Annotated in this window: 20 protein-coding genes and 1 pseudogene; 9 read left to right on the forward strand and 12 right to left on the reverse strand. The window is 55.6% G+C overall.

Annotation, left to right across the window (positions count from 1 at the left end):
- Positions 1 to 31: 31 nt before the first annotated feature.
- Both SV253_06570 and leuS read right to left on the reverse strand, forming a co-directional pair.
- A pseudogene (locus tag SV253_06570) lies at positions 32 to 1,240 on the reverse strand (transposase).
- A 217-nt stretch (positions 1,241 to 1,457) separates the two neighbouring features.
- Positions 1,458 to 4,151, reverse strand: coding sequence for a leucine--tRNA ligase (gene leuS / locus SV253_06575; protein MDY6775725.1), 2,694 nt, complete (start codon positions 4,149 to 4,151; stop codon positions 1,458 to 1,460).
- A 342-nt stretch (positions 4,152 to 4,493) separates the two neighbouring features.
- Here leuS and SV253_06580 point away from each other — a divergent pair, with 342 nt between their 5' ends.
- Together SV253_06580 and SV253_06585 are read left to right on the forward strand one after the other, a co-directional pair.
- Positions 4,494 to 5,024, forward strand: a complete 531-nt coding sequence (locus SV253_06580; protein ID MDY6775726.1) for an inorganic diphosphatase — start codon at positions 4,494 to 4,496, stop codon at positions 5,022 to 5,024.
- Between the two features lie 107 nt (positions 5,025 to 5,131).
- A complete protein-coding gene (locus SV253_06585) occupies positions 5,132 to 6,106 on the forward strand; it encodes a sulfite exporter TauE/SafE family protein (GenBank protein MDY6775727.1) in 975 nt (324 codons plus the stop codon).
- Between the two features lie 58 nt (positions 6,107 to 6,164).
- Here SV253_06585 and SV253_06590 read toward each other — a convergent pair whose 3' ends face one another.
- Positions 6,165 to 7,460 (reverse strand): transposase, encoded by a 1,296-nt coding sequence (locus tag SV253_06590; protein MDY6775728.1) that lies wholly within the window; start codon positions 7,458 to 7,460, stop codon positions 6,165 to 6,167.
- Between the two features lie 468 nt (positions 7,461 to 7,928).
- Between SV253_06590 and SV253_06595 the strand changes: the two genes are divergently transcribed.
- Positions 7,929 to 8,657, forward strand: a complete 729-nt coding sequence (locus SV253_06595; GenBank protein ID MDY6775729.1) for an SDR family oxidoreductase — start codon at positions 7,929 to 7,931, stop codon at positions 8,655 to 8,657.
- A gap of 330 nt (positions 8,658 to 8,987) precedes the next feature.
- Here the strand turns inward: SV253_06595 and SV253_06600 are convergent, their stop codons facing one another.
- On the reverse strand, positions 8,988 to 9,425 hold the full coding sequence (locus SV253_06600; GenBank protein MDY6775730.1) for a hypothetical protein: 438 nt from the start codon (positions 9,423 to 9,425) through the stop codon (positions 8,988 to 8,990).
- 136 nt (positions 9,426 to 9,561) lie between these two features.
- On the opposite strand from SV253_06600, the gene SV253_06605 reads away from it, so the two are divergent.
- Positions 9,562 to 11,058, forward strand: a complete 1,497-nt coding sequence (locus SV253_06605) for a PAS domain-containing sensor histidine kinase (protein MDY6775731.1) — start codon at positions 9,562 to 9,564, stop codon at positions 11,056 to 11,058.
- A 21-nt stretch (positions 11,059 to 11,079) separates the two neighbouring features.
- Here the strand turns inward: SV253_06605 and SV253_06610 are convergent, their stop codons facing one another.
- Both SV253_06610 and SV253_06615 read right to left on the reverse strand, forming a co-directional pair.
- Entirely contained in the window at positions 11,080 to 12,237 is a 1,158-nt protein-coding gene (locus SV253_06610; GenBank protein ID MDY6775732.1) for a CBS domain-containing protein, read from the reverse strand.
- A gap of 44 nt (positions 12,238 to 12,281) precedes the next feature.
- A complete protein-coding gene (locus SV253_06615) occupies positions 12,282 to 12,962 on the reverse strand; it encodes a class I SAM-dependent methyltransferase (GenBank protein ID MDY6775733.1) in 681 nt (226 codons plus the stop codon).
- Positions 12,963 to 13,052: 90 nt separating this feature from the next.
- Here SV253_06615 and SV253_06620 point away from each other — a divergent pair, with 90 nt between their 5' ends.
- On the forward strand, positions 13,053 to 13,445 hold the full coding sequence (locus tag SV253_06620; protein ID MDY6775734.1) for a universal stress protein: 393 nt from the start codon (positions 13,053 to 13,055) through the stop codon (positions 13,443 to 13,445).
- 48 nt (positions 13,446 to 13,493) lie between these two features.
- The gene (locus SV253_06625; protein ID MDY6775735.1) at positions 13,494 to 16,262 is read left to right on the forward strand and encodes a UPF0182 family protein; all 2,769 of its coding nucleotides are present in this window, start codon (positions 13,494 to 13,496) and stop codon (positions 16,260 to 16,262) included.
- Positions 16,263 to 16,272: 10 nt separating this feature from the next.
- Here SV253_06625 and SV253_06630 read toward each other — a convergent pair whose 3' ends face one another.
- Positions 16,273 to 16,470, reverse strand: a complete 198-nt coding sequence (locus SV253_06630) for a cold shock domain-containing protein (GenBank protein MDY6775736.1) — start codon at positions 16,468 to 16,470, stop codon at positions 16,273 to 16,275.
- 60 nt (positions 16,471 to 16,530) lie between these two features.
- Positions 16,531 to 17,346: a PAC2 family protein gene (locus SV253_06635; GenBank protein ID MDY6775737.1), complete on the reverse strand. Its 816-nt coding sequence runs from the start codon at positions 17,344 to 17,346 to the stop codon at positions 16,531 to 16,533.
- A 91-nt stretch (positions 17,347 to 17,437) separates the two neighbouring features.
- Here SV253_06635 and SV253_06640 point away from each other — a divergent pair, with 91 nt between their 5' ends.
- Positions 17,438 to 18,073, forward strand: coding sequence for a molybdenum cofactor guanylyltransferase (locus SV253_06640; GenBank protein ID MDY6775738.1), 636 nt, complete (start codon positions 17,438 to 17,440; stop codon positions 18,071 to 18,073).
- Here SV253_06640 and SV253_06645 read toward each other — a convergent pair.
- On the reverse strand, positions 18,070 to 18,213 hold the full coding sequence (locus tag SV253_06645; protein ID MDY6775739.1) for a hypothetical protein: 144 nt from the start codon (positions 18,211 to 18,213) through the stop codon (positions 18,070 to 18,072). The two genes, SV253_06640 and SV253_06645, sit on opposite strands and share 4 nt — an antisense overlap.
- Before the next feature lie 85 nt (positions 18,214 to 18,298).
- Between SV253_06645 and SV253_06650 the strand changes: the two genes are divergently transcribed.
- Positions 18,299 to 18,691 (forward strand): helix-turn-helix domain-containing protein, encoded by a 393-nt coding sequence (locus SV253_06650; protein MDY6775740.1) that lies wholly within the window; start codon positions 18,299 to 18,301, stop codon positions 18,689 to 18,691.
- Here the strand turns inward: SV253_06650 and SV253_06655 are convergent.
- Together SV253_06655 and SV253_06660 are read right to left on the reverse strand one after the other, a co-directional pair.
- Positions 18,684 to 20,090, reverse strand: coding sequence for a hypothetical protein (locus SV253_06655; protein MDY6775741.1), 1,407 nt, complete (start codon positions 20,088 to 20,090; stop codon positions 18,684 to 18,686). The two genes, SV253_06650 and SV253_06655, sit on opposite strands and share 8 nt — an antisense overlap.
- 41 nt (positions 20,091 to 20,131) lie before the next feature.
- Entirely contained in the window at positions 20,132 to 20,836 is a 705-nt protein-coding gene (locus SV253_06660; protein ID MDY6775742.1) for a plastocyanin/azurin family copper-binding protein, read from the reverse strand.
- A 109-nt stretch (positions 20,837 to 20,945) separates the two neighbouring features.
- Here SV253_06660 and SV253_06665 point away from each other — a divergent pair, with 109 nt between their 5' ends.
- Complete coding sequence (locus SV253_06665) at positions 20,946 to 21,932, forward strand: DUF420 domain-containing protein (protein ID MDY6775743.1); 987 nt, start codon at positions 20,946 to 20,948, stop codon at positions 21,930 to 21,932.
- 5 nt (positions 21,933 to 21,937) lie between these two features.
- Here the strand turns inward: SV253_06665 and SV253_06670 are convergent, their stop codons facing one another.
- Complete coding sequence (locus SV253_06670; GenBank protein ID MDY6775744.1) at positions 21,938 to 22,741, reverse strand: CBS domain-containing protein; 804 nt, start codon at positions 22,739 to 22,741, stop codon at positions 21,938 to 21,940.
- Between the last annotated feature and the right edge of the window lie 6 nt (positions 22,742 to 22,747).

Raw genomic sequence — 22,747 nt, forward strand, 5'->3', positions numbered from 1 at the left:
GAAAATCTCCGATTTTCGTGATGACGAGAGACTACGTCTCTCGAACCACCAAACAGCCGTTACTCCTATCCTGTGACGGACTCAGAGTTACCGTCGCTCGCATATTCTCCGCCGCGTTCAGGTCGCTGTTGGCGACCAAATCACACTCTGAACACACATACAACCCGCGCTCAACACGGTTAGAATCTGCTTCTGTGCCACACTCACAACATGTTTTCGAGGTTTTTAATTCGCCTTCGAGAACGCGCTCTACACTGATGCCGCGTTCTTCAGCTTTGTATTCAATGTGGCTCAACAGCGTTTCAAACGCCCAATCGTGTAGCCGCTTGTTTCCGTGACGACCCCAATCAGAGGCATCACGAATCTTCTTTGGATGGCCCACGGCTATCGTTCCGACATTGCGGGCGGCACATTGCTCGACAATATCTTTCGACAGTGCGTGCAAGAAGTGGTCTTGCCGCCGGGACTTCTTCTGCCGAAGTCGTTGTGCCTCGTTGCTCGGGCCGTCCTCACCTGCTGTCTCGTATTCTTCGTGACGGAAGTAATGAGCATCCTCTTTCAGAGCGTTGCCTGGATACAGCAGTGTCTCGTCACCAACAGAGACAGCCGCCGTGTTACAGATACCAAGGTCAATACCAGCCGTTTTCTCGCCGGGACGCTCAGGCGTCTGAACCTGCATCTCACAGACGAAATGCAGTTCCCACTGGTCGCCAGTCCAGACTGCTCGAACAGTTTGGACGGATTCAACATCAGCGAGCGTTTGGTCGTCTGCTTGAATCGTATACTCACAGAGAATGTAGTCTGCGGCATACCGAGACTCTTTCATGTTCGTTCCTTTTGAGAGACGTACACGGTTGTACTCGGTATCCAGTTTGAAGCCCTGATTTTTCCACGTCACAGTTGAGCGCGGGTGTTCGTCGCCATGTTTACGATACCCGGGCGAGTTCGCGTCAGGGTCGTCTTTCTCGTACTACGAGACGAACGCTTCACCGAGTTCTTGGAGAACTCGCTGACTAGACTGCGAGTGTAAGTCTTCATAGCGGTCGTGGTTTTTGAGGTACGAAGAGAGTTCGTCACCGTCTGGTATATGATTAATAGCATCCCACACACGCGAAATCGTCCATCGCCCGATGTTCCAGAGTTTGCTGGCGGCGAAGCCATGCGAATCGAGGTCGTCAGAGACTTGCGAGTGATTAGTAACACTCGCTTTCAGTGTCCGAGTGACGACTTGATTCGACACACGTAAGCAGAGTAGTTTAAATTACATAAACGTTCGGGCTGCATGTTCGCGTGGAATATCCACCCGTAGCTATGAGTATTGTTTGACACCGAGTTGTCGGATTCATCCCCGCGCTAAAGCGCGAGGCTTTCTCCTTGTATTTCCGTAAGTACTGTCGGAGGATAAGAGAATGTATGTCTGCGCCGACTCCGAGTTGGCTTCGAGTTAGGAAGGTGGATTACTCTATCTCTATAGCGGGCTTTCCGGGACGCGCCTTGTCCGCCCTCTCGGAGTCCGACTCGTCGGCGTTCTGAATCCGGATCTCGGCGTCGAACTCCTTCACGAAGAGCCATTTAGCGCGTTCGAGAGCCTCGGCTTCCCTCTCGGGCGGAAGCTCGTCCTCGAGCTTCATCTGGTTCTTCTGGAGGTACTGACCGTAGCTCGCGGCGGCGTCACCGTGTCGCCTTATCTCGTCCTCCGACATGATACTACCTATGACATCGGCGTCGGAGTCGAGGTCGAGCGCGATCTGTAGGGCGTCGTACTTCCAGCCGGGCGCAGTGATTATACGTATCTCTTCGGGGTCTTCTATCCCCGCGACATCGCTTATCTCACGTACGTCCTCGCGTGTGTTCTCTATCAGCCTCTCTTCGAGGGCGTAGTCGTCGGGTACCTCCGCAGAGGGCCAGTCCGCCTCGGCGACGAGACCCTCTCCTCCGAGTTCGTCCCACATCTCCTCTGAGACATGGGGTGTTATCGGCGCGAGTACCTTGACAGAGGTTTCGAGACCCCTTCTGAATACCTCGGGGTCGGGCTCTCCGTTCCTGTACTCGGAGTACTGTTCGAGGAGTGAGACGAGGTTCTTTATGTCTCTGACAGCGTGGTTGAACTCGAAGTTCTCGTACTCGTCGCTCGCCGTCTCTACCGTCGCGTCTGTCTCAGATTCGACGTACTCCTCTGCGGCTCCGTCACGAGTTTGGGCGTCGTCTTCGTCCTCGGCGTAGTCGGTGAAGTTCGAGACGAGTGTGTGGAGACGTTCTATGAAGGCGTAGTTCGACTTGACTCCCTTCTCAGTCCAGTCGAAGTCCTTCTCGGGGAGTGCGGCACCCATAGTGAAGAGACGCGCGGTGTCGGCACCGTAGTCGTCGACTATCCTCTGTGGCGAGACGACGTTGCCCTTGCTCTTCGACATCTTCTCCCCCTCTAAGAGAACCATTCCCTGTGTCACGAGGTTTTCGAAGGGCTCCTTGACGTCGACGAGGTCGATGTCGTGGAGGACGTGTGTGAAGAAACGTGAGTAGAGGAGATGCATCACTGCGTGCTCTATGCCGCCGACGTACTGGTCTACGGGCATCCAGTCGTTCGCGGTTCCGACGTCGAAGGGGGCGTCGTCGTAGTCGGGAGAGGTGTAACGCAGGAAGTACCACGACGAGTCGACGAATGTATCCATCGTGTCGGTCTCACGTCTCGCCTCGCCGCCACATTCAGGACACTCGGTCTCGACGAAGCCGTCGACCTCCTCTAAGGGGTTGCCCGTTGACTGGACGAACTCGGGGAGTTCGACCGGAAGCTCTTCGTCGGGGAAGAGAACCTCTCCGCAGTCTTCACAGTGGACGACGGGGATCGGTGTTCCCCAGTACCTCTGTCTCGATATGAGCCAGTCACGTAGTCTGTACTCTGTGTCTTCCTCCGCGGCGTCGAGATCCTCGGCTATCGCCTTACGCGCCTCCTCGCTTTCCACTCCGTTGTACTCTCCCGAGTTGACGAGGACGCCGTCTTCGGTGAACGCCTCGTCTTCAGCGTCGACGTCACCGTCCTCGGGCTCGACGACCTGTCTTATCTCTATATTGTACTTCTCGGCGAACTCGTGGTCCCTCTCGTCGTGTGCGGGGACAGCCATGATAGCTCCCGTGCCGAACTCCATCATGACGAAGTCGGCGACGTATACGGGTATCTCGTCGCCCGTCGCCGGGTTTACGGCGTACTCTCCGGTAAAGACGCCGTTCTTCTCGGCGTCGGGTCCGACTTCCCTGTCCTCGTCGACCGAGTCTATGAAGTCGGCGACCTCGTCGTTTCCGTCGGCGATCTCCTCGGCGACGGGATGTTCGGGAGCAAGTGCCATGTAGGTCGCTCCATGGATAGTGTCGAGACGTGTCGTGAAGACCTCGACGTCACCGTAGTCTCCGACCTCGAAGTCGACCCTCGCGCCCTCCTGTTTTCCTATCCAGTTCCTCTGCATCTCTGTGACACTGTCGGGCCAGCCGTCAAGCTCTTCGAGGTACTCTAGGAGCTCATCGGCGTACTCCGTGATCTCGAAGTACCACTGGTCGAGCATCCTAGTCTCGACGGGGGTCTCACATCTCCAGCATCTGTCGTCCTCGACCTGTTCGTTCGCGAGTACTGTCTCACACGAAGGACACCAGTTGACCTCGCCCTCCTTGTTCTCGACGAGACCCTCGTTGTAGAACCGTTTGAAGAGCCACTGGTTCCAACGGAAGTAGTCGGGGTCGGACGTCTTTATCTCACGGCTCCAGTCGTAGCCGAACCCCATAGCCTCCATCTGGTCGTGCATCGAGTCGATACAGTCGATAGTCCAGTCCCTCGGGTTGGTGTCACGTTCTAAGGCGGCGTTCTCGGCGGGTAGTCCGAACGAGTCCCATCCCATCGGATGTAGGACTTCGTGCCCTTTCATCCTCCTGTACCGCGCGTAGGCGTCGGTTATCGAGTAGTTGCGGACGTGTCCCATGTGGAGCTTTCCCGAGGGATAGGGAAACATACCGAGGACGTAGTACTTGTCGTCGCCCTCGTCGTCCGCCTCGAATACGCCTTCTTCCTCCCATCTCTCCTGCCACTTCTCCTCTACTGCGTCGTGGTCGTACGTAGAGTCGTCTTCTTCGGTATCAGTCTCTGTGTCTATATCTGTCAAGGACATAAAGTATCAATCCTCCGTCGAGTAGTCGTGTCTCTCTGCGTCTGCGGCTGCGGCTGTGTCTCTGTATCCGCGTCTGTGTCTATGTTGAAACTGTCTCTACCTCTACCTCTAATCAGACGTCGAAGCGGCGTCGTACGGCGACACCTATCAGAGTCGGTATACGTGTCGGTCTCCTTCCCCGACTTCGTGACTTCCGAGTCCCAAAAAACGATCCCTCCAGGTACCGGGCATTATGGTAATGGGTAGGACGTTGTCTCAAGATAAATCTTCGCAAATACTGGTGAGCTTATTACGCTCGTCGAAAGCGAAATCTTCTTTGAGTCTCCGTTCCCTTGAAATCGTATGGTAGATCTCTGGAGAGACGTCGACACAGGACACAACCCGCCCGAACAGATACACGTCGTCGTTGAGTGTCTCAAGGGTGAGAGGAACAAGTACGAGTACCACAAGGAAGTCGAGGACTGTGTCCTCGACCGTGTGCTCCACTCGAACGTCCATTATCCGAGTGACTACGGATTCCTCCCCCAGTCGTTCTACGACGACGGAGACCCACTCGACGCTCTCGTCCTCTTAGAGGACAGCACATTCCCCGGCTGTGTCGTCGAGGCACGTCCGATAGGCATGCTCAAGATGCTCGACGACGGCGAGAAGGACGACAAGATAATAGCAGTCCCCGAGGAAGACCCGCGTTACGACCACGTCGACGATATCTCCGACATCCCAGGACACAGGAGAGAGGAGATCGCCCATTTCTTCGAGACCTACAAGGCTCTCGAAGAGGGCAAGGAGACTGAGACTCTCGGATACGAGGGCAGGGAAGAGGCAATGGAAGCCATAGAGCACTCGATGGATCTCTACGACGAAGAGTGCTGATATAGAAAACCGACTACTTACTTACTTTCCTCGCTCTGTTCTTAGGCTCTGGTTCGCGTGTGACTGTCGGAAGCTACTTGACCAGCCTCTACGTATGTAGTACCAATATGTCTGTACGTAGCCTAGTAACTAAATACAGGTCGTTGTCGTGGTTCGATGCCGTATTCTACTCGGGATTCGTCGTCTACGCCGCGTTCGTAGTCTCCGAGGCTCTCTCGCCCTCGGTAGTCCTCACCTTCTCCAGCACCGAGTACGCCGCCGAGGTTCCCGCCGCAGTAGGGAGCGCGATAGGATTCGGCGCGGGGTTCGCGGGGGGTGTCTTCGGCGCGTTCATAGGAGTCCTGACGGTGACCTTCCTGACCCTCTTCGGAGGTCTCCCGCTCACTCTCGCTAAGGGGACGAGCGTCTTCCAAGCCGCCTTCACGTCCTTCTTCGCTGTCTCGAACCATTACAGGAGCGGAACCGCCGATATCAGAGCCGGAGCCGTGGTGGGTGTCGGAGGAATCGTAGGTGCGGCTTTAGGAGCGGCGTGGTCAGCGGGTCTCGACGAAGCAAGTATGAGAGGCGTCTTCTCCGCAGTCCTCGTCGGCGGTGCTGTCTACATGGCGAGGGAGTCGGTAAAGTCAGGAAGAGGAAAGATAGAGTCCACCGACAGGTCACTCGGTTTCGTACCCGACCTACTCAAGCTCAGCGGCTCGTACAAGGGCGTCTCGTACAGGATCGACCTCCTGACCTCAGTACTACTCGGACTCGGCGTCGGGTTCGTCGCAGGACTCTTAGGCGTAGGCGGTGGCTTCCTACTCACACCCTCGATAAACGTGATACTCGGGCTTCCGATACACGTCGCAGTAGGAACTTCATCTTCTGTCGTGATGGCGAATAGCGTCTCGGCGACGACTGAGTACGTGAGCCAAGGCGCAGTCTTCTTCAAACTCAGTATCGCGGTTCTCGTCGGTGGCTTCTTCGGCGTGAGGCTCGGTCAGAAGGTCAACCACCGTCTACCCGACAGGGCTCTCAAGGCGGCTTTCTCAGTTCTTCTGGTGTGGTCGGCGTGGAGAATGATGCCCCAGATACAGATGTGACATCCTCCCCGCCGTAAACGGCGAGACTTCCCGTCCCGCAGTTGGGATATTTGCCGGTCTACGATACGACCTGTTCTCTCGTGCGAAACGTCCCGCTCTCGCGGTCGAACAGGTGTACCGATGGCTGTGCCACGCAGCCGTTACTCCTATCCTCACCATGAGGACTCGGAGTTATCTCTGAACTTCGTTCAGAGGTTAACGAAGCTTTGCTTCGTGATATCTTCTGCCGCATATTCTCCGCCCCATTACAATCCGCGTTGGCTACCAATTCACACGACGAGCAGACGTACAGTCCCCGTTCGACACGGTTCGACTTCGTGTCGTCACCACATCGTGAACACGTTTTCGAGGTGTCCCACTCGTTCTCCTTCAGCACCTCGACACCGCGAATCTCGCCTTTGTATTCGAGGTACTGGTAGATGCGGTCGAACGCCCACGAGTGCAGCTTCTTGTTGCCAGTCTTACCCCAGTCAGATTCTCGCACGTCTTCGGGCCAACTCACTGCGAGCGTGCCGACACCGCGTTCGACACACTCTGTGATGATGGTGTCTGTCAGCGTGTGGTAGAAGTGTGTCTCGCGCTCTGTGAGTTTTCGACGTGCCCACATCGACTTTTCGGACGGCCCGTTCTCACCCTCAGTGTCGTACTCCGCTCGAGTGAAGTAGTGCTTGTCTTCTTTGAGTGAGTTGCCGGGGTAGAGAACGTATTCGTCGGGGAAGGCGACCGTGGCGATGTTCTTGATTCCGAGATCGATGCCTGCCACTCCGTTGCCAGCAGAGTCGTTGGTTTCGAGGCTGACTTTGCAGACGAAGTGCAGTTCCCACTCCTCACCATTCCAGACTGCGCGAACGCTCTGCACCTTGGTTACTTCTGAGAGGTCAACGTCAGGGCGTGTCTGGTACTCACAGAGGAGGAAGTCCGAGCGGTGGTCTTTCAGGTTCGAGCCTTTCGAGAGGCGGACTTGCTGGTGTTTCGTGTCAAGTTTGAATCCGTCTTCTTTGAAGGTGACTGTACTTCGTGGTCGGGTGTCGCCGTGTTTGCGGTAGCCGGGCGGGTTCGCCTTGTCGTCCTTGTGTCGCAAGTCGAACCATGACTGGAAAGCGTCGGAAAGTTCTTCGATGACTTTCTGACTGGATTGTGCGTTCAAATCTTTCCAGCACTCTCGGTTCTTCATGTACGCTTTGAGCGTTCCTTCGTCTGGGATTTCGCCTGTTTCGCCCCAGATGCGGTCGGCTGTCCAGCGTGCGACGTTCCAGATTTTTGAGGCGGAGTCTCCGAGCGAATCGAGGCCGTCGCAGACTTGTCGCTGGTTCTGGATGAAACCAACGTAGGTGCGCGTGACCTCAATCGCCATATATAGCCCATGTAGTCAAACCGACTTAATAGTGTGGAGTGGTGTTGAATATCCGGCCTGCCATCGACAGTGGTTAGCGTCTGCGTTGTCGGATTCACTCCCGTTCGCCAGACTGCGTCTGGCGGGCAACCAGAATCCTGTGGATTCTGGGTGACGTCCCCAGAACGCGAAGCGTTCTGGTGTGCCGAACGAGACGCTTCGCGTCTCGTCAACGTCCCCAGAAATCTTCGATTTCTGGTATGCGAACAAATCGCGCAGCGATTTGTCAACGTCCCCAGAACCCGAAGCGTTCTGATATGCGGACGAGAGCTTCGCTCTCGTCAACGTTCGAAAGACGCTTCGCGTATTTCGAGCCCACAAGACCGAAGGTCTTGTGAACGCCCTGAAGGGCGGGATTCTCTCCTCGCAGAAAGATAGACTCTCGCCCCTAGATATATCTACCTCGGCTGAGATAACCCGACCCATACAATGTTAGAAGACACTGTTTCTATAGTCACGGGTGGTTCGAGCGGCATCGGCAGGTCTATAGCCGAGAGGTACACAGACGAGGGAGCCGAAGTCGTTATAGCCAGCAGATCCCGGGACGAGTGCCGAGAAGCAGCAGACGAGATAGGCTGTGATTACACGACGTGTGACGTCTCGGTATACAGTCAAGTCGAAGACGCCGTCGAGTACACAGTCGAGAGACACGGTCGTCTCGACGTAGTCGTCAACAACGCGGGCATCTACCAAGCCGGAACTGTTGAGGAGACCGATATAGACGACTGGAGACGTATCATGGAGGTAAACCTCGACGGTGTAATGCACGGGTCGAAGGCGTCAGTACCCTATCTCAGACAGACCGAGGGCTGTATAATCAACATCGCCTCGGTCTACGGAGTTGTAGGCGGAGCCGAGTCGGCTGCGTACTGTGCCTCGAAAGGCGGTGTGGTCAACCTCACTAGGGAGATGGCAGTCGACTACGCCCCCGAAAACGTGAGGGTCAACAGCATATCCCCCGGTGCTGTCGAGACTCCAATGACAGAGGACAAGCTAGAGGACGAGGAGTTCTACAACCAGATAACGAGGGAGACACCCCTGGGTAGGATAGCACAGCCCGAGGAAATCGCAGGAGCGGCTGCTTTTCTGGCTTCCGAAGACGCCTCGTATGTAACGGGTGCTAATATTCCTGTCGACGGCGGATGGACTTCACACTGACTCAGAGGAAAAGTAGGAAGGGCATGTCAGGTGAACGGTGCCTGAGGGTGCTCAGGAGGTGGATCGTCCCCTTCCCAAGGACTGGAGCCTCATCGGCTCCATTTCGTACAACGAAGTTGGGGAGTATAGTTATTAGGTGGTTAAGGCGTCTCCGCCTCGAACCCCTAAGCTTCAGTAGGAAACCCGACGATGGCACCGTTATAATACCGGATTAACGTCTGACGTGTGTTTCGTAAGGAGGGATTTTGAGTTATCTCAGCATCTCTCCCCAGCCTAAGACGAGGTTCATGTCGTTACATATGCCGTGGCGGACTATACGGTTGAGAACTGTTACTTGTTCTTCTTTCTGAGTTCCTTCCTCTTTTCGCGTAGGCTCTGGATACGTGCCGCCTCTCTCTGGTGGTACCATCCTACTAGAAACCCCGCGAGGGCTCCCATGCTTACGTGGCTGAGGTAGTTGAAGTACGAGTCAGGGATTCTGCCTCCTTTGATTATCTGATAAGTCATATGGAACAGAACAGTAAGAACCAGAACTACCACTCCCAGAGCCGAGGACAGAGCCACCTTCGTGGATCTGTCACCGTCAAGACCGCTGGTGTAGAGGTAATACGACGCTACGAGTAACGAAACCGAGAAGACTGTGGGTGTCACCAAGGCTAAGACAGAGATCCACTCCCAGCTTTTTGAGACTAGGAGAGCTGCCTCCGAGACCAAGACTGACGCACCGATGACCCCGAGGACTATAGATGAAATCAGCTTCTTGACCATTCTGTCTCTGTCTGGTTTAGACCCCCCTCGGCTTTAGTATATACTCATCTCCGAGCGGGTATTTGGTTTGTGTTCTCGGGGTAGCACATACCCAAGATCCCCCAATATTAATACCTGAGCCAGTCCTTTATCTGGTATGGCTATGGTCTCGGAGGTTCTTATTCTTTCCAAAAATAAAGCGAACTTACGTCTTCTGGAGAACGAAATCCAACAGAAACACGACATAGACCTAATCGAGTACAGAGACGGTGACGACGTCAGACTTACCCAACTCGACTTCGACCTATGTGTCCTCGACAGAGAGACGCTGAGACAGAGAGAGTCTGAGCTCAGACGTAAGAAGGAGTCCGAGAGTCCCACTTTCCTGCCTTATCTTCTCCTTCTGGGTCGTGACTCCGGGATCAGTGCGGCTACTCAGGCTGTCTCCGACCCTTTCCACGACTCCGATCCCGACACCGACACAGACTCCGAGTCGACGGAGACGGGGACGGGAACGGGAATGGATCTCATCGACGACGTAGTCTCTATGCCTGTGGACAAGATAGAGCTCAACTACAGAGTCGAGAACCTACTCAGAAACAGGGAGCTCTCAGTCGAACTCAGGCACAGAAAGGAGATGAGCGACAGACGGTTCAAGTCACTCTTCGAGAACGCCCCCGATCCCGTAGCAGTCGTCTCTCAGGACGGTGAGATAATCGACACTAACGAGGCATTCTGCGATGCTTTCGGAATAGACGACGCCGTCGGTAGTAAAGTGACCGAACTCAGCTTCGAGCCCGAGGAGGAAGTTGACAGGGTTTTTCTCGACGTCGAGGAAGACTCCACGAGAAGCACGACTGTCGAGTACACGTCACCCAAGGAACGTCTCATATCCGAGCTCAACACGAGTGTGATATCCGACTTAGCCGAGCCCGTCGAGAGGATAGGTATATTCAGGGACATAACCGCCCAGAAGAAGTACGAGAAGGAGCTTCAGAGAAAAAACACCGAGCTTGAGCTTCTCAACCGTATAGTCCGTCACGACATACGTAACGACATGACCGTCGCACTCGGATGGCTGTCGGGACTCGAAGACAGGGTTGACGATCCCGACGCAAGGAAGTACGTCGAAAAAGCCGAGTCAGCGTGTGAGAACGTCGTTGACCTTACCGAGGTCGCACGTGACTTCGTCAGATCGATAGCGTCGGATGAGGAGATGAAGGTCGAACCAGTCGACATATCCGATGTTCTGAGAGAGGAGTACGAGACGAAGCTTTCCCAGACAGACGCCGAGATCAAGATGGGGGATATACCCAGTGTCGAGGTCAGGGCAAATGACCTGATAGACTCAGTCTTCAGAAACATACTCAACAACTCGATCGAGCACAACGACTCCGAGGAGCCGAGGATAGAGATCACTGCCGAGGAAGACAACGGCTCTGTCATAATAAGGATAGCCGACAACGGTCCGGGTGTCCCTGACGAGACGAAAGACGAGATATTCGGGAGGGGAGAAAAGGGACTCGAAAGCGAGGGAACAGGCGTCGGACTCTACCTCGTCGATACAGTCGTCGAGAACTACGGCGGCGAGGTCTGGGTCGACGACTCCGATATGGGTGGTGCGGTCTTCAACGTGAAGCTTCCCGTATGCTGACACTCAGACAGCTTAGTCTCGTCAGACCTGTGGCATACTCTGTGTTCTGAGACTCCCGCCCTGTAGAACCTCAAGCGCGGTCACGAGGTCGGTTCTCGAAAGTATTCCGACGACCTCTCCGTCTGCCTCGACTAAGACACGTCCTATGTCGTTCTGTCCGAGCGTCCTGAGAACCTCAAAGGCGTCGTCGCCGGGATCTACGGAGATGACGTCGTGTGTCATTATGTCGCCCGCCGTATAGGCGTCCCTCTCGACTTCATCTACTTCCTTTATGTCGGTGAGAGTCACAATACCCACGACCGATCCCGTACCGTCGACGACGGGGTATCCGGTGTGTCTCTCGGTGAGCATCCTGTTGGCAAGGTCGTTTACGCTTATGTCACGCGGTACCGTCTTGACCTCGGTCGTCATCAGATCCGACACCTTTACGTCCTGTAGGAGGTCGCTGACAACAGCCATCCTCGACTCCGAGGTCGCCGCGACGTATACGAAGAGGGCTATCAGGACGAGTAGAGGGTTGAAGCTCAGAACGCCGAGTATGCCCATGCCGACTGCGAAGAACTTTCCGACGCTTGCGGCAATCTGTGTCGCCTCAACGTAGGGACGTGACCTCGCGAGTAGAGCCCGGAAGACACGTCCACCGTCCATCGGGAACGCCGGGAGCATGTTGAAGACAGCGAGTGCGAGGTTCATCATAGCGAGCCATCCGACTACGAAGACCGCGACGGGAGGTGTACTCGCGGGGAGTAGCTGGAGTATCCCCATGAAGATACCGCTTATGAGGACACTCGTAACGGGACCTGCGAGTGCCATCCAGAACTCTACGTTCCACTCGTCCGGATTCTCGTCCATGTTCGCCATCCCTCCGAATATCCAGAGTGTGATCGACGAGATCGTGAGACCGTACTGGCGCGCGACCCACGAGTGTCCGAGTTCGTGGACAGTCACACCAGCGAAGAGCCCCACGGCGGCGACCCCTCCGATTATTAAGGGTGCGTTGCCCGAGAGGAGAGGCTCAGTCGTGAGTGTGTGGGGGTAGAATCCCGAGATTATGTCGGTCCAGATAGTGATCTGCTGTTCCCTGCTTATGAGCCACGCAAGCAGTGGAAGTAGAACGAGGAGCGACAGATGTATTTTTATGTCAATTCCCATTATACGTCCGACTTTGTAGCTCCTCATCGTAGGACGTGTACGTGCTTTCGTCTTATAAACCTAAGCCGTGACTACGGCGCGACCCCGACCGTCAGAAGAGTACCGAGCTCCCTGTACCTCTCAACCATCTCGTCGCGCGTCTCCCAGTCCTGTGTCGGGAACTCCGACTTGTCGGGTATATCGATGTCTGTGTCTGGTATGTTGTCCTGTTCGGCGACGTAGAGACCCGCCTCACGGAAAGCTTTCGTGTAGTCGTCACGGCTCCAGAGGCTCATCTCGACGGAGATCATCTCCTGCCAGCCGTGGGAGTAGACGTTCTCGTCGTAGTAGTTGACGGCACAGTAGAAAGTACCGCCTGACCGAAGTACGCGTCTCACCTCTTCGAGTGTCTCGCGCGGGTCGTCGGCGTAGTAGAAAGCCTCCATAGACCAGACGTGGTCGAGCGACGAGTCGGCGAAAGGGAGTTCGGAGAAGTCGCCGACTACGTATCCTATGTCGGAGTCGTCGGTGTACCCCCTCGCGTTACGTGCCATCTCGGGCGATCCGTCGAGTCCGTAGACCCTTCCGGCGTCGTAGTTGTCACGGAGTGCGCGTCCGGCGTAGCCACTCCCACAGCCGAGGTCGAGGACGTAGTCGCCCTCCTCAACGGGCATCCTCGCGAGAGCCTTCTTCGCGGTGCTCCAGTGTCTCTCCTCCATACCCTTGTCTCGTCCCGTCTCTGCCCACGAGTCGAACTCGTCACGTACTGTCATACTTAGTTAGATCTGTACGTGGCTCCTCAAACGTCTGACGACACCAGTATTGGGGAAAAAGTTAAGAACCGCTAATACGACCTCCGAGTTATGAAGATACTCGTCCCAGTAGACGACTCCGACTGTAGCTTCCGCGCGCTCGGATTCGCTTGTGACCTCGCGAGACGTTTCGAGTCGACCCTCCATGTCATACATATAACCGACAAGAAAACCGACGCGACGCGTGACACCGTAGAGAGAGCCGAAGAGGTACTCGAAGACGAAGGCATCGACGATGAGCCCGAGGTCAGAACCGACATACGTCTCGACATACGTCCCTCGAACCAGATAGGAGACGACATAGTCCGTATAGCCAAGAATGAGGGCTACGATCACATCGTGATGGGACACCACGGCACCGGAAGAATGGGACGCGCCGTACTCGGAAGTGCTGCCGAAAGGGTCATCGAGTCGAACGAGTTCGCGGTGACTGTGGTTCCGTGAATACAGAGCATAGGTTAATGTTCCTGGAGGACGTCTAATTTAACTCATATGTCCTCTAATCTTAGGAGACTCGTCGTTGCCGCCTTGGTTCTCGTGGTGGCTTACGTAGCCTTTTCAGTCCCGTCGCTCTACGGCGAGTACCTCTGGTTCGTCTCACTCGGTTACGAGTCGGTCTTCACGCGTGTCATAGCCTACAAGATAGGACTCTTCGGGGTCGCGTCGATCGTGACCTTCGTCTCCGTCTACACGGGATACAGGATCGGTGTAGGTAACATACGTGACGCGAAGGAAGGCTATGACCCGTCTGTGGTACCCGTCGCGGGTGCATTGGCTGTCTCTGTCTTCGTCGGACTCATCTACTCGGGGTCGTGGGAGACCGTTCTGAGGTTCCTCAACTCGACCGAGTTCGGCGTCTCAGACCCACTCTACTCAAAAGACGTCTCTTTCTACGTCTTCGACCTGCCTTTCTACGGCTTAGTCGTCGGCTATCTCGTCTTCGTCTCAGTCGTCTCACTCGGGTTCTCTCTCGTCCATTACGCCTTCCACTTCGGCTTCGAGGAAGGCGAGACAGTCAGAGTACAGACACAGGACGTAGGTGCTGAGTTCGACGTCAACGAGTACACTAAGGCTCTCAAGAAGAACACCGCCGGGCATATCTCTGTCTACGTCGGCTTAATACTCGTAGCACTCGGTCTCAGCTTCTACTTAGACCGTTTCGAACTCGTCTTCTCGACACGGGGTGTGGTCTTCGGAGCGGGTGCGACTGACATCGCCGTCTTCAAGCCCCTACTCTTAGGACTCGCGGGATTCTCGGTTCTCGGAGGTGTGGCGTCGATTCTCAGTCCCTACGTTGGCTCCGACTCGAAGGCTGTCTACGTCGCAGTCGGAGTCGTCCTTCTCACAGCAGTCAGTGGAAACATAGTCGGCTCGATCCACCAGTCGTACGTCGTAGAGCCCGACGAGTTCAACAAACAGAACGAGTACATACAGAACGAGATAGAGTTCACGAGACAGGGCTTCGCTCTCGACCGTGTCAAGGAGTCACAGCTCAATCTCTCGAACCAACTCACGCGTGACGACATAGAGAACAACCCCGGGACAGTGGACAATATACGTCTCTGGGACTACCGTCCGTTACTCACGACCTACAACGAGATACAGGTCTTCAGGTCTTACTACGGCTTCAACGACGTCGACATAGACCGTTACGACGTAAACGGCAGCCAGAAACAGGTCATGGTCTCTGCACGTGAGATACAGACCGAATCACTCTCCGAGGGGTCGGGGTCGTGGGTCAACCGACATATGGTCTACACACACGGCTATGGCGTCGCTATGAGTCCCGTAAGCAAGGTGTCGTCGGAGGGTCTCCCCGAGTTCTACGTCAAGGACATACCTCCCCAATCGTCTGTCGGAATAGATGTCGAACAGCCACGTATCTACTACGGTGAGAGTACTGACAACTACGCCCTCGTCAACTCAGGGACTGAAGAGTTCGACTATCCGAGCGGTGACGAGAATGTCTACACGTCGTACTCGGGAAGCGGCGGAGTCGAGCTTTCGTCGTCTCTAAGAAAGCTGATCTACTCAGCGAAGTTCGGAACTCCGAAGATATTCGTCTCCGACTCGGTCAACGACGATACACGTATACAGTTCAGCCGTGACATACAGAGTCGCGTGAGAAAGCCCGCACCCTTCTTAGAGTACGACTCCGACCCGTACGTTGTTGTGGCTGACGGCAAGCTCTACTGGGTCTACGACGCTTACACGACGACCGAGAACTACCCGTACTCGAAACGTCTCGACTTCAAGGGCGACGAGGAGAACTACGTCAGGAACTCGGTCAAGGTCGTCGTCGACGCCTACTCGGGTGAGACGAACTACTATGTCTCCGACGAGGATGATCCGATAATACAGACATACGAGAAGGTCTTCCCGTCTCTCTTCAAGGAGATGGATCAGATGCCAAAGTCGATAAGCGACAATGTACGTTATCCCACCGACGCATTCGACGTCCAGTCGAGAGCATACCTCGACTACCATATGCAGAATCCGCGCGTCTTCTACAACAAGGAGGACTCATGGAGGATACCCAACGAGGTCTCGCGCGGCGACAGACAGCCTATGGAGCCGTACTACGTCATGATGAAGCTTCCGGGGGAAGAAGAGCCCGAGTTCATGCAGATTCTCCCGTTCGTCCCGCGCGGAAAGGAGAACATGATAGGCTGGCTGAGCGCGAGATCCGACCAGCCCAACTACGGCGACCTCAGAGCCATACAGTTCTCGAAACAGAACCTCACCTACGGACCGATGCAGATAGAGTCGAGGATCGACCAGAACACCGAGATATCACAGAGGATAACCCTGTGGTCACAGGCGGGATCGTCGGTCATAAGGGGAAACCTCCTCGCGATACCGATAGATGACAGCATGATCTACGTCGAGCCGTTATACCTAGAGTCGAGCCAGGACGGAGCCCTTCCCGAGCTCAAGAGAGTGATCGTCGCACACGAGGATCGTCTCACGATGCAGCCCACTCTCAACGCCTCGCTTGACACAGTCTTCGGGACACGACGCGCTGATGGAGTGGTACGTGCTCCCGCGACTGACGGTCTCCCACCCGAGGAGATACAGCGTCTGAGACAGATCTACGACGAGGCACAGACTGCACTCAGGGACGGCGACTTCTCGACCTACGCTGAGAGAATAGAGGAGCTTGGAAGACGTCTCGATGAGGCTGAGGCTCGGGCGGAAACTGATCCAAACACGACCGTCTCACCGAGTCTCAACTCAACCGTGACCGAACCGGGTAGCTAATACTAACTTTCTACGCCATCCTGACGTTTACTGCCCTCGGACCCTCGTCACCCTCCTCTAACTCGAACTCTAGCTCCATGTCCTCCTCCGGAGTCACCGAGTCGTCTACGTCGGTTATGTGGAAGAAGACGTCGTCGTCCTCTGCTTCTGTCTCTATGAATCCGTAGCCCTTCTCGTTGTGGTAGAACTTGACCGTGCCAGTTGTCATCTTATCGCTCGTAGTTGGGATTTAATCCACTATGTTAAAAAGCTTCTGTCTGTCTCACTGTCACTGGTACATGGGAGACTGTGGCTGAGCCTCTGTCTCCGTCTCGCCGCCGTAGGCTTGTCTGAGCTGTTTAGCTATCTGTTCCATCTGACGTCTTATCTCGTCAGCCTGTTTCTCAAGCTCCGTCGTGTCTACGTCGAACTCGACTAGGGGTTCGAGAGCGTTCTCTATCACCGACTGTGCCGCGGTGGGGTCGGGGAGGTAGGGATGTGAACGGACTATCAGAACAGCGGCTGGGATGTCGGCGTGGTAACACTCGTTGGCGAGCGCGCCCGTGATCCCTCCGACTACACCCGGCTCGTCACCGAGGGGTATTCCGGCTGTCTTGAGGTCGTCACGCGTCTCTTCGTGTGTCGCTACACCCATGACGTCGCCTATCTCATTCTCGTTCTCTGCGGGAGCCCCCGCGAGGAAGACCGCACGTTCGAACTCGTCGGCGAGTTGGTTTATCACGAAACGGCTCAGTGACTTGTAGTTCGACGGCGGGAGTGTTATGTCGCTCCTCAGTGTCATCACGTCGGGGTCGGCTCCCGAGTAGACGCGGACGGTGTCCTGTACCAAGCCGTCCTCGAAAGACGCCACGGGTGGGAAGCCCTCGGAGACGACGTTTCCGTGGTGTGAGAGATCTAACTGCTGGTTTATCTGGTTGACAGCGATAGAAGCTACGAGACCGTGTCCCGGAAAGCCTTCTATGAGGGTCGGCGACTCCGACTCTATCTCGGTGAGTCTCTCAAACCTGACCTCGGCGTCAGTATGTGTCTGTGTCTGTGTCGGCGTCTGTATCTGTTCGTCTGTCGGCGTGGGAGTGCCTGACATACCAAACCGATAGTAGGAAGACAACTTATACCTGACGCCGGTTCGAGCCCGAGCCACAAACTGTTTTGGGAACCAGCGTCTACTCGAACCGATGGCTGACGCGGTAGTCCTCGCGGGCGGCTTCTCGACACGTTTCGGTGAGGACGACAAGGCTACGGCGAAACTCGACGGTGATCCTCTCATAAGCCACGTCGTCGACTCAGTCTCTGACGTCGAGACGGTCGAGACCGTCATAATCAACACGAGACCCCGACAGACCTCCGAGATCAGAAGCTGTCTGGGACTCGGCTCGAGGGACGGCTCCGTTGAGATCGAGTTCGCAGAGGACGACGAGCCGGGTCTCGGACCTGTCGGAGGCGTACTCACAGGTATGGAGAAAGCCGAGTCGGAGTACGCCGCTGTCGTGGCTTGTGACATGCCACTCCTCAGCCCTGACCTGTTCGAGTACCTCCTCGGAGAGTCTCGACGGCTCGAAGCCGACGCAGCGGTTCCACGTCTCGACGGCTGGCTCCAGACGACCCACGCAGTCTACCGGAGGTCGGCGACTCTCGAAGCGTGCGAGACGTCTCTGACCCAGAGTACGACCGACACGCAAACCAGCATGCGACGGACTCTCGAAGACCTCGACTACATCTCAGTAGACGAGGACGAGGTTCTCAAACACGCGTCTCAGGAGAGCTTCGTCAACGTCAACACGAGGAGCGACCTCGAACGTATTAGAGACTAGTCCATCTGCATTCCCGAGAGGCACCTCACACACAGACCCGTCTCTGTGTCGTAATGCTCGTCACAGACCGCACCGCCACATGCCCTGCACGTGGCTACCGCCTCGTCGCCGCAGATGTAACAGACACCCGATACTGTCATCCACGGAGTTAACCACTCGTGAGACTTATCTTCTTCGGAGAACTGACACAAACTCTTTTAACGTTAAAAGGTATACTGTCAAGTAATGACGACGTCTTCGGTATCAGAGCTTTTACAGAAGGAGATGGAGTGTGAGGGACTCCTCGAATGTGTCCACGGGCTGAAAGACCTCGACAAGGACTGTTTCATGTCACTTGTCGAGTCGGAAGATCCGCTCACGATAGACGAGATTGCAGACAGAATAGACAGGGAGAGGTCGACCGCCTACAGATCTGTCCAGAGACTACTCCAGTCGGGCTTCGTACAGAAAGAACAGGTCAACTACGAACAAGGCGGATACTACCACGTCTACAAGCCGTCCGACCCCGACGCTATCGCCGACAAGATGGAGTCGATGTTACAGGAGTGGCAGGATCAGATGGACGAGATGATACAGGAGTTCCGTGAGAAGTACGAGGCAACCGCCGAGTCTAGCTGAAGTACGGCATAGGAACCTCGGGTCTCGTAGTTATCCAGAGAAAGACGGAGGTCGAAAGTACCATAGCTCCGACGGCAGTAAGCCGTGACAGGGTCTGTTTCTCGTTGTCCAACTCCTCCGAAGAGATACACGTGAGAGAGGCTACAGCCACGGTATGTCCGAGTACTACTGTGGTGAGCCTGAAGACGCCGAACCAGGTCGGCAGGGGTGCCGTCTCAAGAAGCGGAGGATTGAACGGACGTAGAAAGACCTCCGTGACTGTCGGAAAGGACGTCACGAAGTAGCCGAGGTAATGTGAGAGATGGTATCCCGCGGCGAGCGGAATTAGGGAGACGACAGTCGTCTTTTCGACGTCTCCGAAGACGGAAGGTAGACGGAATAAGACGACGAAGACGGCGTAGCCGACGAGGAGGGCTGAGACGTAGACAGACACGGGAGACAGACCCGCGTCAACGGCTGACCTCGCTATTCGATCCCAGAAAGGTGTCCTCACAACCGCGTCGTAGGCTGTCGCCCAGACGGTAGCTACGACGAAGCCGAGACTTGGTTTCTTCTTCGTCTTCGAGAGTAGGTCAGAGCCGACGACCGAGGAGACTGGGTTGGTTACGACGATACGTCTTCCCTCTCTCGATACTGGCGAGACTGTCCCGTAGTAAGACATGGCTAAAGACAGGGGATCTGCCCTCTCAAACCAGGCATCTCCGAAGACCACAGCCCCGAGTAACGTGACTCCCGTGTAGACTCCTACTACGACACCGACTGCGTACGGAGTTCTCGACAGAGGGCTTACGGCTAAGAGCCAGACGAAAAGTAGGAATCCCCCGGTTGCCACGACCGAGCCCAGTCGCGGGTACTCGAACCCGACGGAGACCGAAGGCAGGTAATTAGCCAGGGTTCTCCAGGGACTCACAGTCTCCCACGTGTTCGAGACGAGGTAGACTGTCGGAACGTACCCCGACCACCATACTGACCAGACGGTTATGAGTGCGAAAGACGCCGGAACCTGTTCGCCGAAGATAGCTGTGACTACGACGAGTAGAGCTGTCAGTACGCCTGCGAGACGTCCGATCACGAGAGCCGACTGTACCACGGCGCGGGGGACTGATACCGAGACCTTCTTGGGATACGTGACGAGTTTGAGCGGCTCTACGGGGACGAGGACTAAGGAGTACGAGACTACAGCCAGACCTAGACAGAGAACGAGTAACTCGGAGGTTTCGAGAGTGAGGCTGTAGACACGTGTTCCGAGACCCAGACCGTGTGCCGAGACGTCTCGCGGGACTGCTGAGAGGAATAGACCCGTGAGGCTCAGACTAAGTAGAAGACGTATATGTAGACGTCGGACTCGATCCCTGTAGTCAGAGTACGTGTTAGTATTAGTGTTAGTTCCCCCCCCCATCACGTATCCCGAAGAAAGAGACGACAGCCTGTCTATACTCTCTACTCGGCTGATTCCTCGGAGCCGTATCTCATCAGGAAGTAGAATCCTACGAGCGAGACGACTAGGAAGCTGATTACCCCGAGACCCATCTTCACCAGGTAGCCTATGGTTCCGGAGGGTGCTATAGCCGTCTCGTTTCCGCTTCCTCCGCCACCGTTGCCTCCGCCGCCACTTGAGTACCCCATGTTGGAGTTGCCCGAGAACGAGGCATACGAGACGGAGCCTTGGTCGACGATCGTCTGGCTCTCGGGGACATCGCCGTCGGGTGGCATGCTTCCCTCGGCGGGACCACCGGGCTCGCCGACGACTATCCTTCCGACCATACCTAGCGACTTGTGTGGTATGCAGAAGTAGTCGTAGGTTCCCGGCGTCTTGAATGTGTGTTTGAATGTCGATCCCTGTCCGCTAATAGTCCCTGAGTCCCATGCCTTAGCTCCCTCAGGTATCCTCGTCTCCTGCGCTCCGCCGTTGCCCTTCTTATAAGCCGTTGACGAGTGGGCACCGCTCTCTATGGCGAACGTGACCGTTGTCCCTTTCTCAACGTGAAGACCTATCGGATCGAAGAAGTAAGTGCTCCCGCTCGCGAACATACCCACGGTGTTCTCACCCGGACCCTCCTGTGCAGCCGCTTCACGTGACACTCCTGCTGTCGCTGCCGTCGTTGCCGCCGCCGTCGAAAGGAACTTCCGTCTGTCCATGTCCATCTGTCTCACCTTTAAAAAAGCGTAGTATTGTACCCTGTTAAAATTTCCCATATCTGTCTGAGATTCCGTGCGATTTATGGTACTGAGAAGGGCACGTGAAAACAGTTACATGTCCTCATCTACGTCCGGTATTACGGGGAAAATAGACGTGTCGGCAGCGAGTCTCCCCGTGGTCTTGGGAGACTTAGCCTTCATATTTCTCTTCGTAGCTGTCGGAGAGCTAAGCCACGGTAACTGTAGTCCCTGCTATAACCCCAGGACTATAGGAACATTTGTCCAGTTCGGACTGGGATGGCTCGTCGTTGGAACTTTAGTCGGCGGCTACAGGTCGGGAGTCGATGACTCGATCATGAAGACGGTGGGATTTACTGCTGTCTCGTGGTTCTTCTCCGACATCGGCGCACAGGCTCTGCGTAACACAGCAGTCTTCCACGGTGGGGCGAGGCTGAGCTTCTTCGTCGTATCTTTCATCGCGGGAACAGTCTTTCTTCTCACGTGGCGTCTAACGTGGTGGCATGGTGGCAGAGCCGTCGAGTCGTTTGGAGCCATCGCAAGACATAGACCCCGCGTTGCGACTGGGGCTCTCTCAGTCGCAGGCTACTTCGTAGTTCTCGGAACCTTCGCGGGTCTCTTCCCGTATCCTTCGGTGACCAAACAGACTGCGAACCTGATGTCTCACGCAATCGCGGTCATAAACACCTTCGCAGTCACCTCGCTGATACTCGGCGTCTACTGGGTCAAGAAGTCACGAATACAGAAACACAAGAAGGCTATGCTGACGGCGTTCAGTCTCATACTCATCTTCCTCGTCGTCTACCTCTTCAAGGTCGGAGGTGCGGGCGAGAAATACATACTCGTCGAGGGTGGTATCTACTACGCCTACCTCGTGATGCTCGCGGTACATCTCGTCCTCTCGGTAGTCGCAGTTCCCTTCGTGATACACGCAGTCGTCCTAGGCATCTCATTCCCCGTCGAAGAGATACCCGACACCTCACATCCGCGCGTCGGGAAAATAGCCGCCGGCTCGTGGATACTCTCGCTTGTCCTCGGAATAATAACCTACCTGATGCTCCAGTACTACGGCTGGCACTGGTAGGACGGTCACTCGCCGCTTCCGCCTATGTTGGTGGCTTCATTAAGTGGGTGTTTGGCGTAGTCGACTACCTCTATGTCGTCTATCGTCTCCAGACCCGAGTTCTCGGCAGTCTTCTCCATACCGAGCTCTACGTCGGCATCGACTACGACTACGTAGGCGTCCATCTCGTCTACCCCCGTTCGGTTAGCCGCGACGACACGGTGGTGTCCGTCGACGAGTAGGGTCTTACCGTCGGTCGTCTTCTCTATGACTATAAGAGGCTCGACCAAGTCCCTCTCAAGCTCGTAGGATCTCCCCTGTAACTCGTCGGCATAGACCCTGTCCTGTGTCGGAACTAGGTCTTCTATACCGACCTTACGTCTCTCCTCCCTCAGGTCGATGCCGTGTATCGACTCAAGCGTCTCCATCAGCTTCCAGACCTTCTGAGGCGTAACTCTCTCTATCTGAGACCGTATGACGTCGGAGTTCGAGATTATGCCGACGAGGTTGTCGGCGTCGTCGACGACGGGAAGCTTCTGTATTCCGCTTCTGAGTATGACCCTCGCCGCGTCGGTGACACTCATCTCGGGCTCCGCGACGAGTGGATCAGTCGACATCAGCCGGAAGACGGGCTCGTCGTCGTCACGTCCGAGCATGTCCTCAGCAGTGATGAAGCCCTTGACCTCTCTGGCTTCTGTGACAGGAAATCCGCTGTGCCCCTCGTTCTCGACGACCTTCTCTATCACGTCCTTAACTGTGTCGTCGGGAGAGACTGTGACGACGTCCTTTGTCATGTAGTCCTTGACGAGGGGCTTCGAAGAGACTGACATTTCTTG

This window comes from Candidatus Afararchaeum irisae (assembly GCA_034190545.1).
GTDB lineage: Archaea > Halobacteriota > Halobacteria > Halobacteriales > Afararchaeaceae > Afararchaeum > Afararchaeum irisae.

What these genes read in the sequence shown, in the direction of transcription:
- leuS (MDY6775725.1), bottom strand. Translation starts at nt 4,151, where the DNA reads ATGTCCTTGACAGATATAGACACAGAGACTGATACCGAAGAAGACGAC.
- SV253_06580 (MDY6775726.1), top strand. Translation starts at nt 4,494, where the DNA reads ATGGTAGATCTCTGGAGAGACGTCGACACAGGACACAACCCGCCCGAA.
- SV253_06585 (MDY6775727.1), top strand. Translation starts at nt 5,132, where the DNA reads ATGTCTGTACGTAGCCTAGTAACTAAATACAGGTCGTTGTCGTGGTTC.
- SV253_06590 (MDY6775728.1), bottom strand. Translation starts at nt 7,460, where the DNA reads ATGGCGATTGAGGTCACGCGCACCTACGTTGGTTTCATCCAGAACCAG.
- SV253_06595 (MDY6775729.1), top strand. Translation starts at nt 7,929, where the DNA reads ATGTTAGAAGACACTGTTTCTATAGTCACGGGTGGTTCGAGCGGCATC.
- SV253_06600 (MDY6775730.1), bottom strand. Translation starts at nt 9,425, where the DNA reads ATGGTCAAGAAGCTGATTTCATCTATAGTCCTCGGGGTCATCGGTGCG.
- SV253_06605 (MDY6775731.1), top strand. Translation starts at nt 9,562, where the DNA reads ATGGCTATGGTCTCGGAGGTTCTTATTCTTTCCAAAAATAAAGCGAAC.
- SV253_06610 (MDY6775732.1), bottom strand. Translation starts at nt 12,237, where the DNA reads ATGAGGAGCTACAAAGTCGGACGTATAATGGGAATTGACATAAAAATA.
- SV253_06615 (MDY6775733.1), bottom strand. Translation starts at nt 12,962, where the DNA reads ATGACAGTACGTGACGAGTTCGACTCGTGGGCAGAGACGGGACGAGAC.
- SV253_06620 (MDY6775734.1), top strand. Translation starts at nt 13,053, where the DNA reads ATGAAGATACTCGTCCCAGTAGACGACTCCGACTGTAGCTTCCGCGCG.
- SV253_06625 (MDY6775735.1), top strand. Translation starts at nt 13,494, where the DNA reads ATGTCCTCTAATCTTAGGAGACTCGTCGTTGCCGCCTTGGTTCTCGTG.
- SV253_06630 (MDY6775736.1), bottom strand. Translation starts at nt 16,470, where the DNA reads ATGACAACTGGCACGGTCAAGTTCTACCACAACGAGAAGGGCTACGGA.
- SV253_06635 (MDY6775737.1), bottom strand. Translation starts at nt 17,346, where the DNA reads ATGTCAGGCACTCCCACGCCGACAGACGAACAGATACAGACGCCGACA.
- SV253_06640 (MDY6775738.1), top strand. Translation starts at nt 17,438, where the DNA reads ATGGCTGACGCGGTAGTCCTCGCGGGCGGCTTCTCGACACGTTTCGGT.
- SV253_06645 (MDY6775739.1), bottom strand. Translation starts at nt 18,213, where the DNA reads ATGACAGTATCGGGTGTCTGTTACATCTGCGGCGACGAGGCGGTAGCC.
- SV253_06650 (MDY6775740.1), top strand. Translation starts at nt 18,299, where the DNA reads ATGACGACGTCTTCGGTATCAGAGCTTTTACAGAAGGAGATGGAGTGT.
- SV253_06655 (MDY6775741.1), bottom strand. Translation starts at nt 20,090, where the DNA reads ATGGGGGGGGGAACTAACACTAATACTAACACGTACTCTGACTACAGG.
- SV253_06660 (MDY6775742.1), bottom strand. Translation starts at nt 20,836, where the DNA reads ATGGACATGGACAGACGGAAGTTCCTTTCGACGGCGGCGGCAACGACG.
- SV253_06665 (MDY6775743.1), top strand. Translation starts at nt 20,946, where the DNA reads ATGTCCTCATCTACGTCCGGTATTACGGGGAAAATAGACGTGTCGGCA.
- SV253_06670 (MDY6775744.1), bottom strand. Translation starts at nt 22,741, where the DNA reads ATGTCAGTCTCTTCGAAGCCCCTCGTCAAGGACTACATGACAAAGGAC.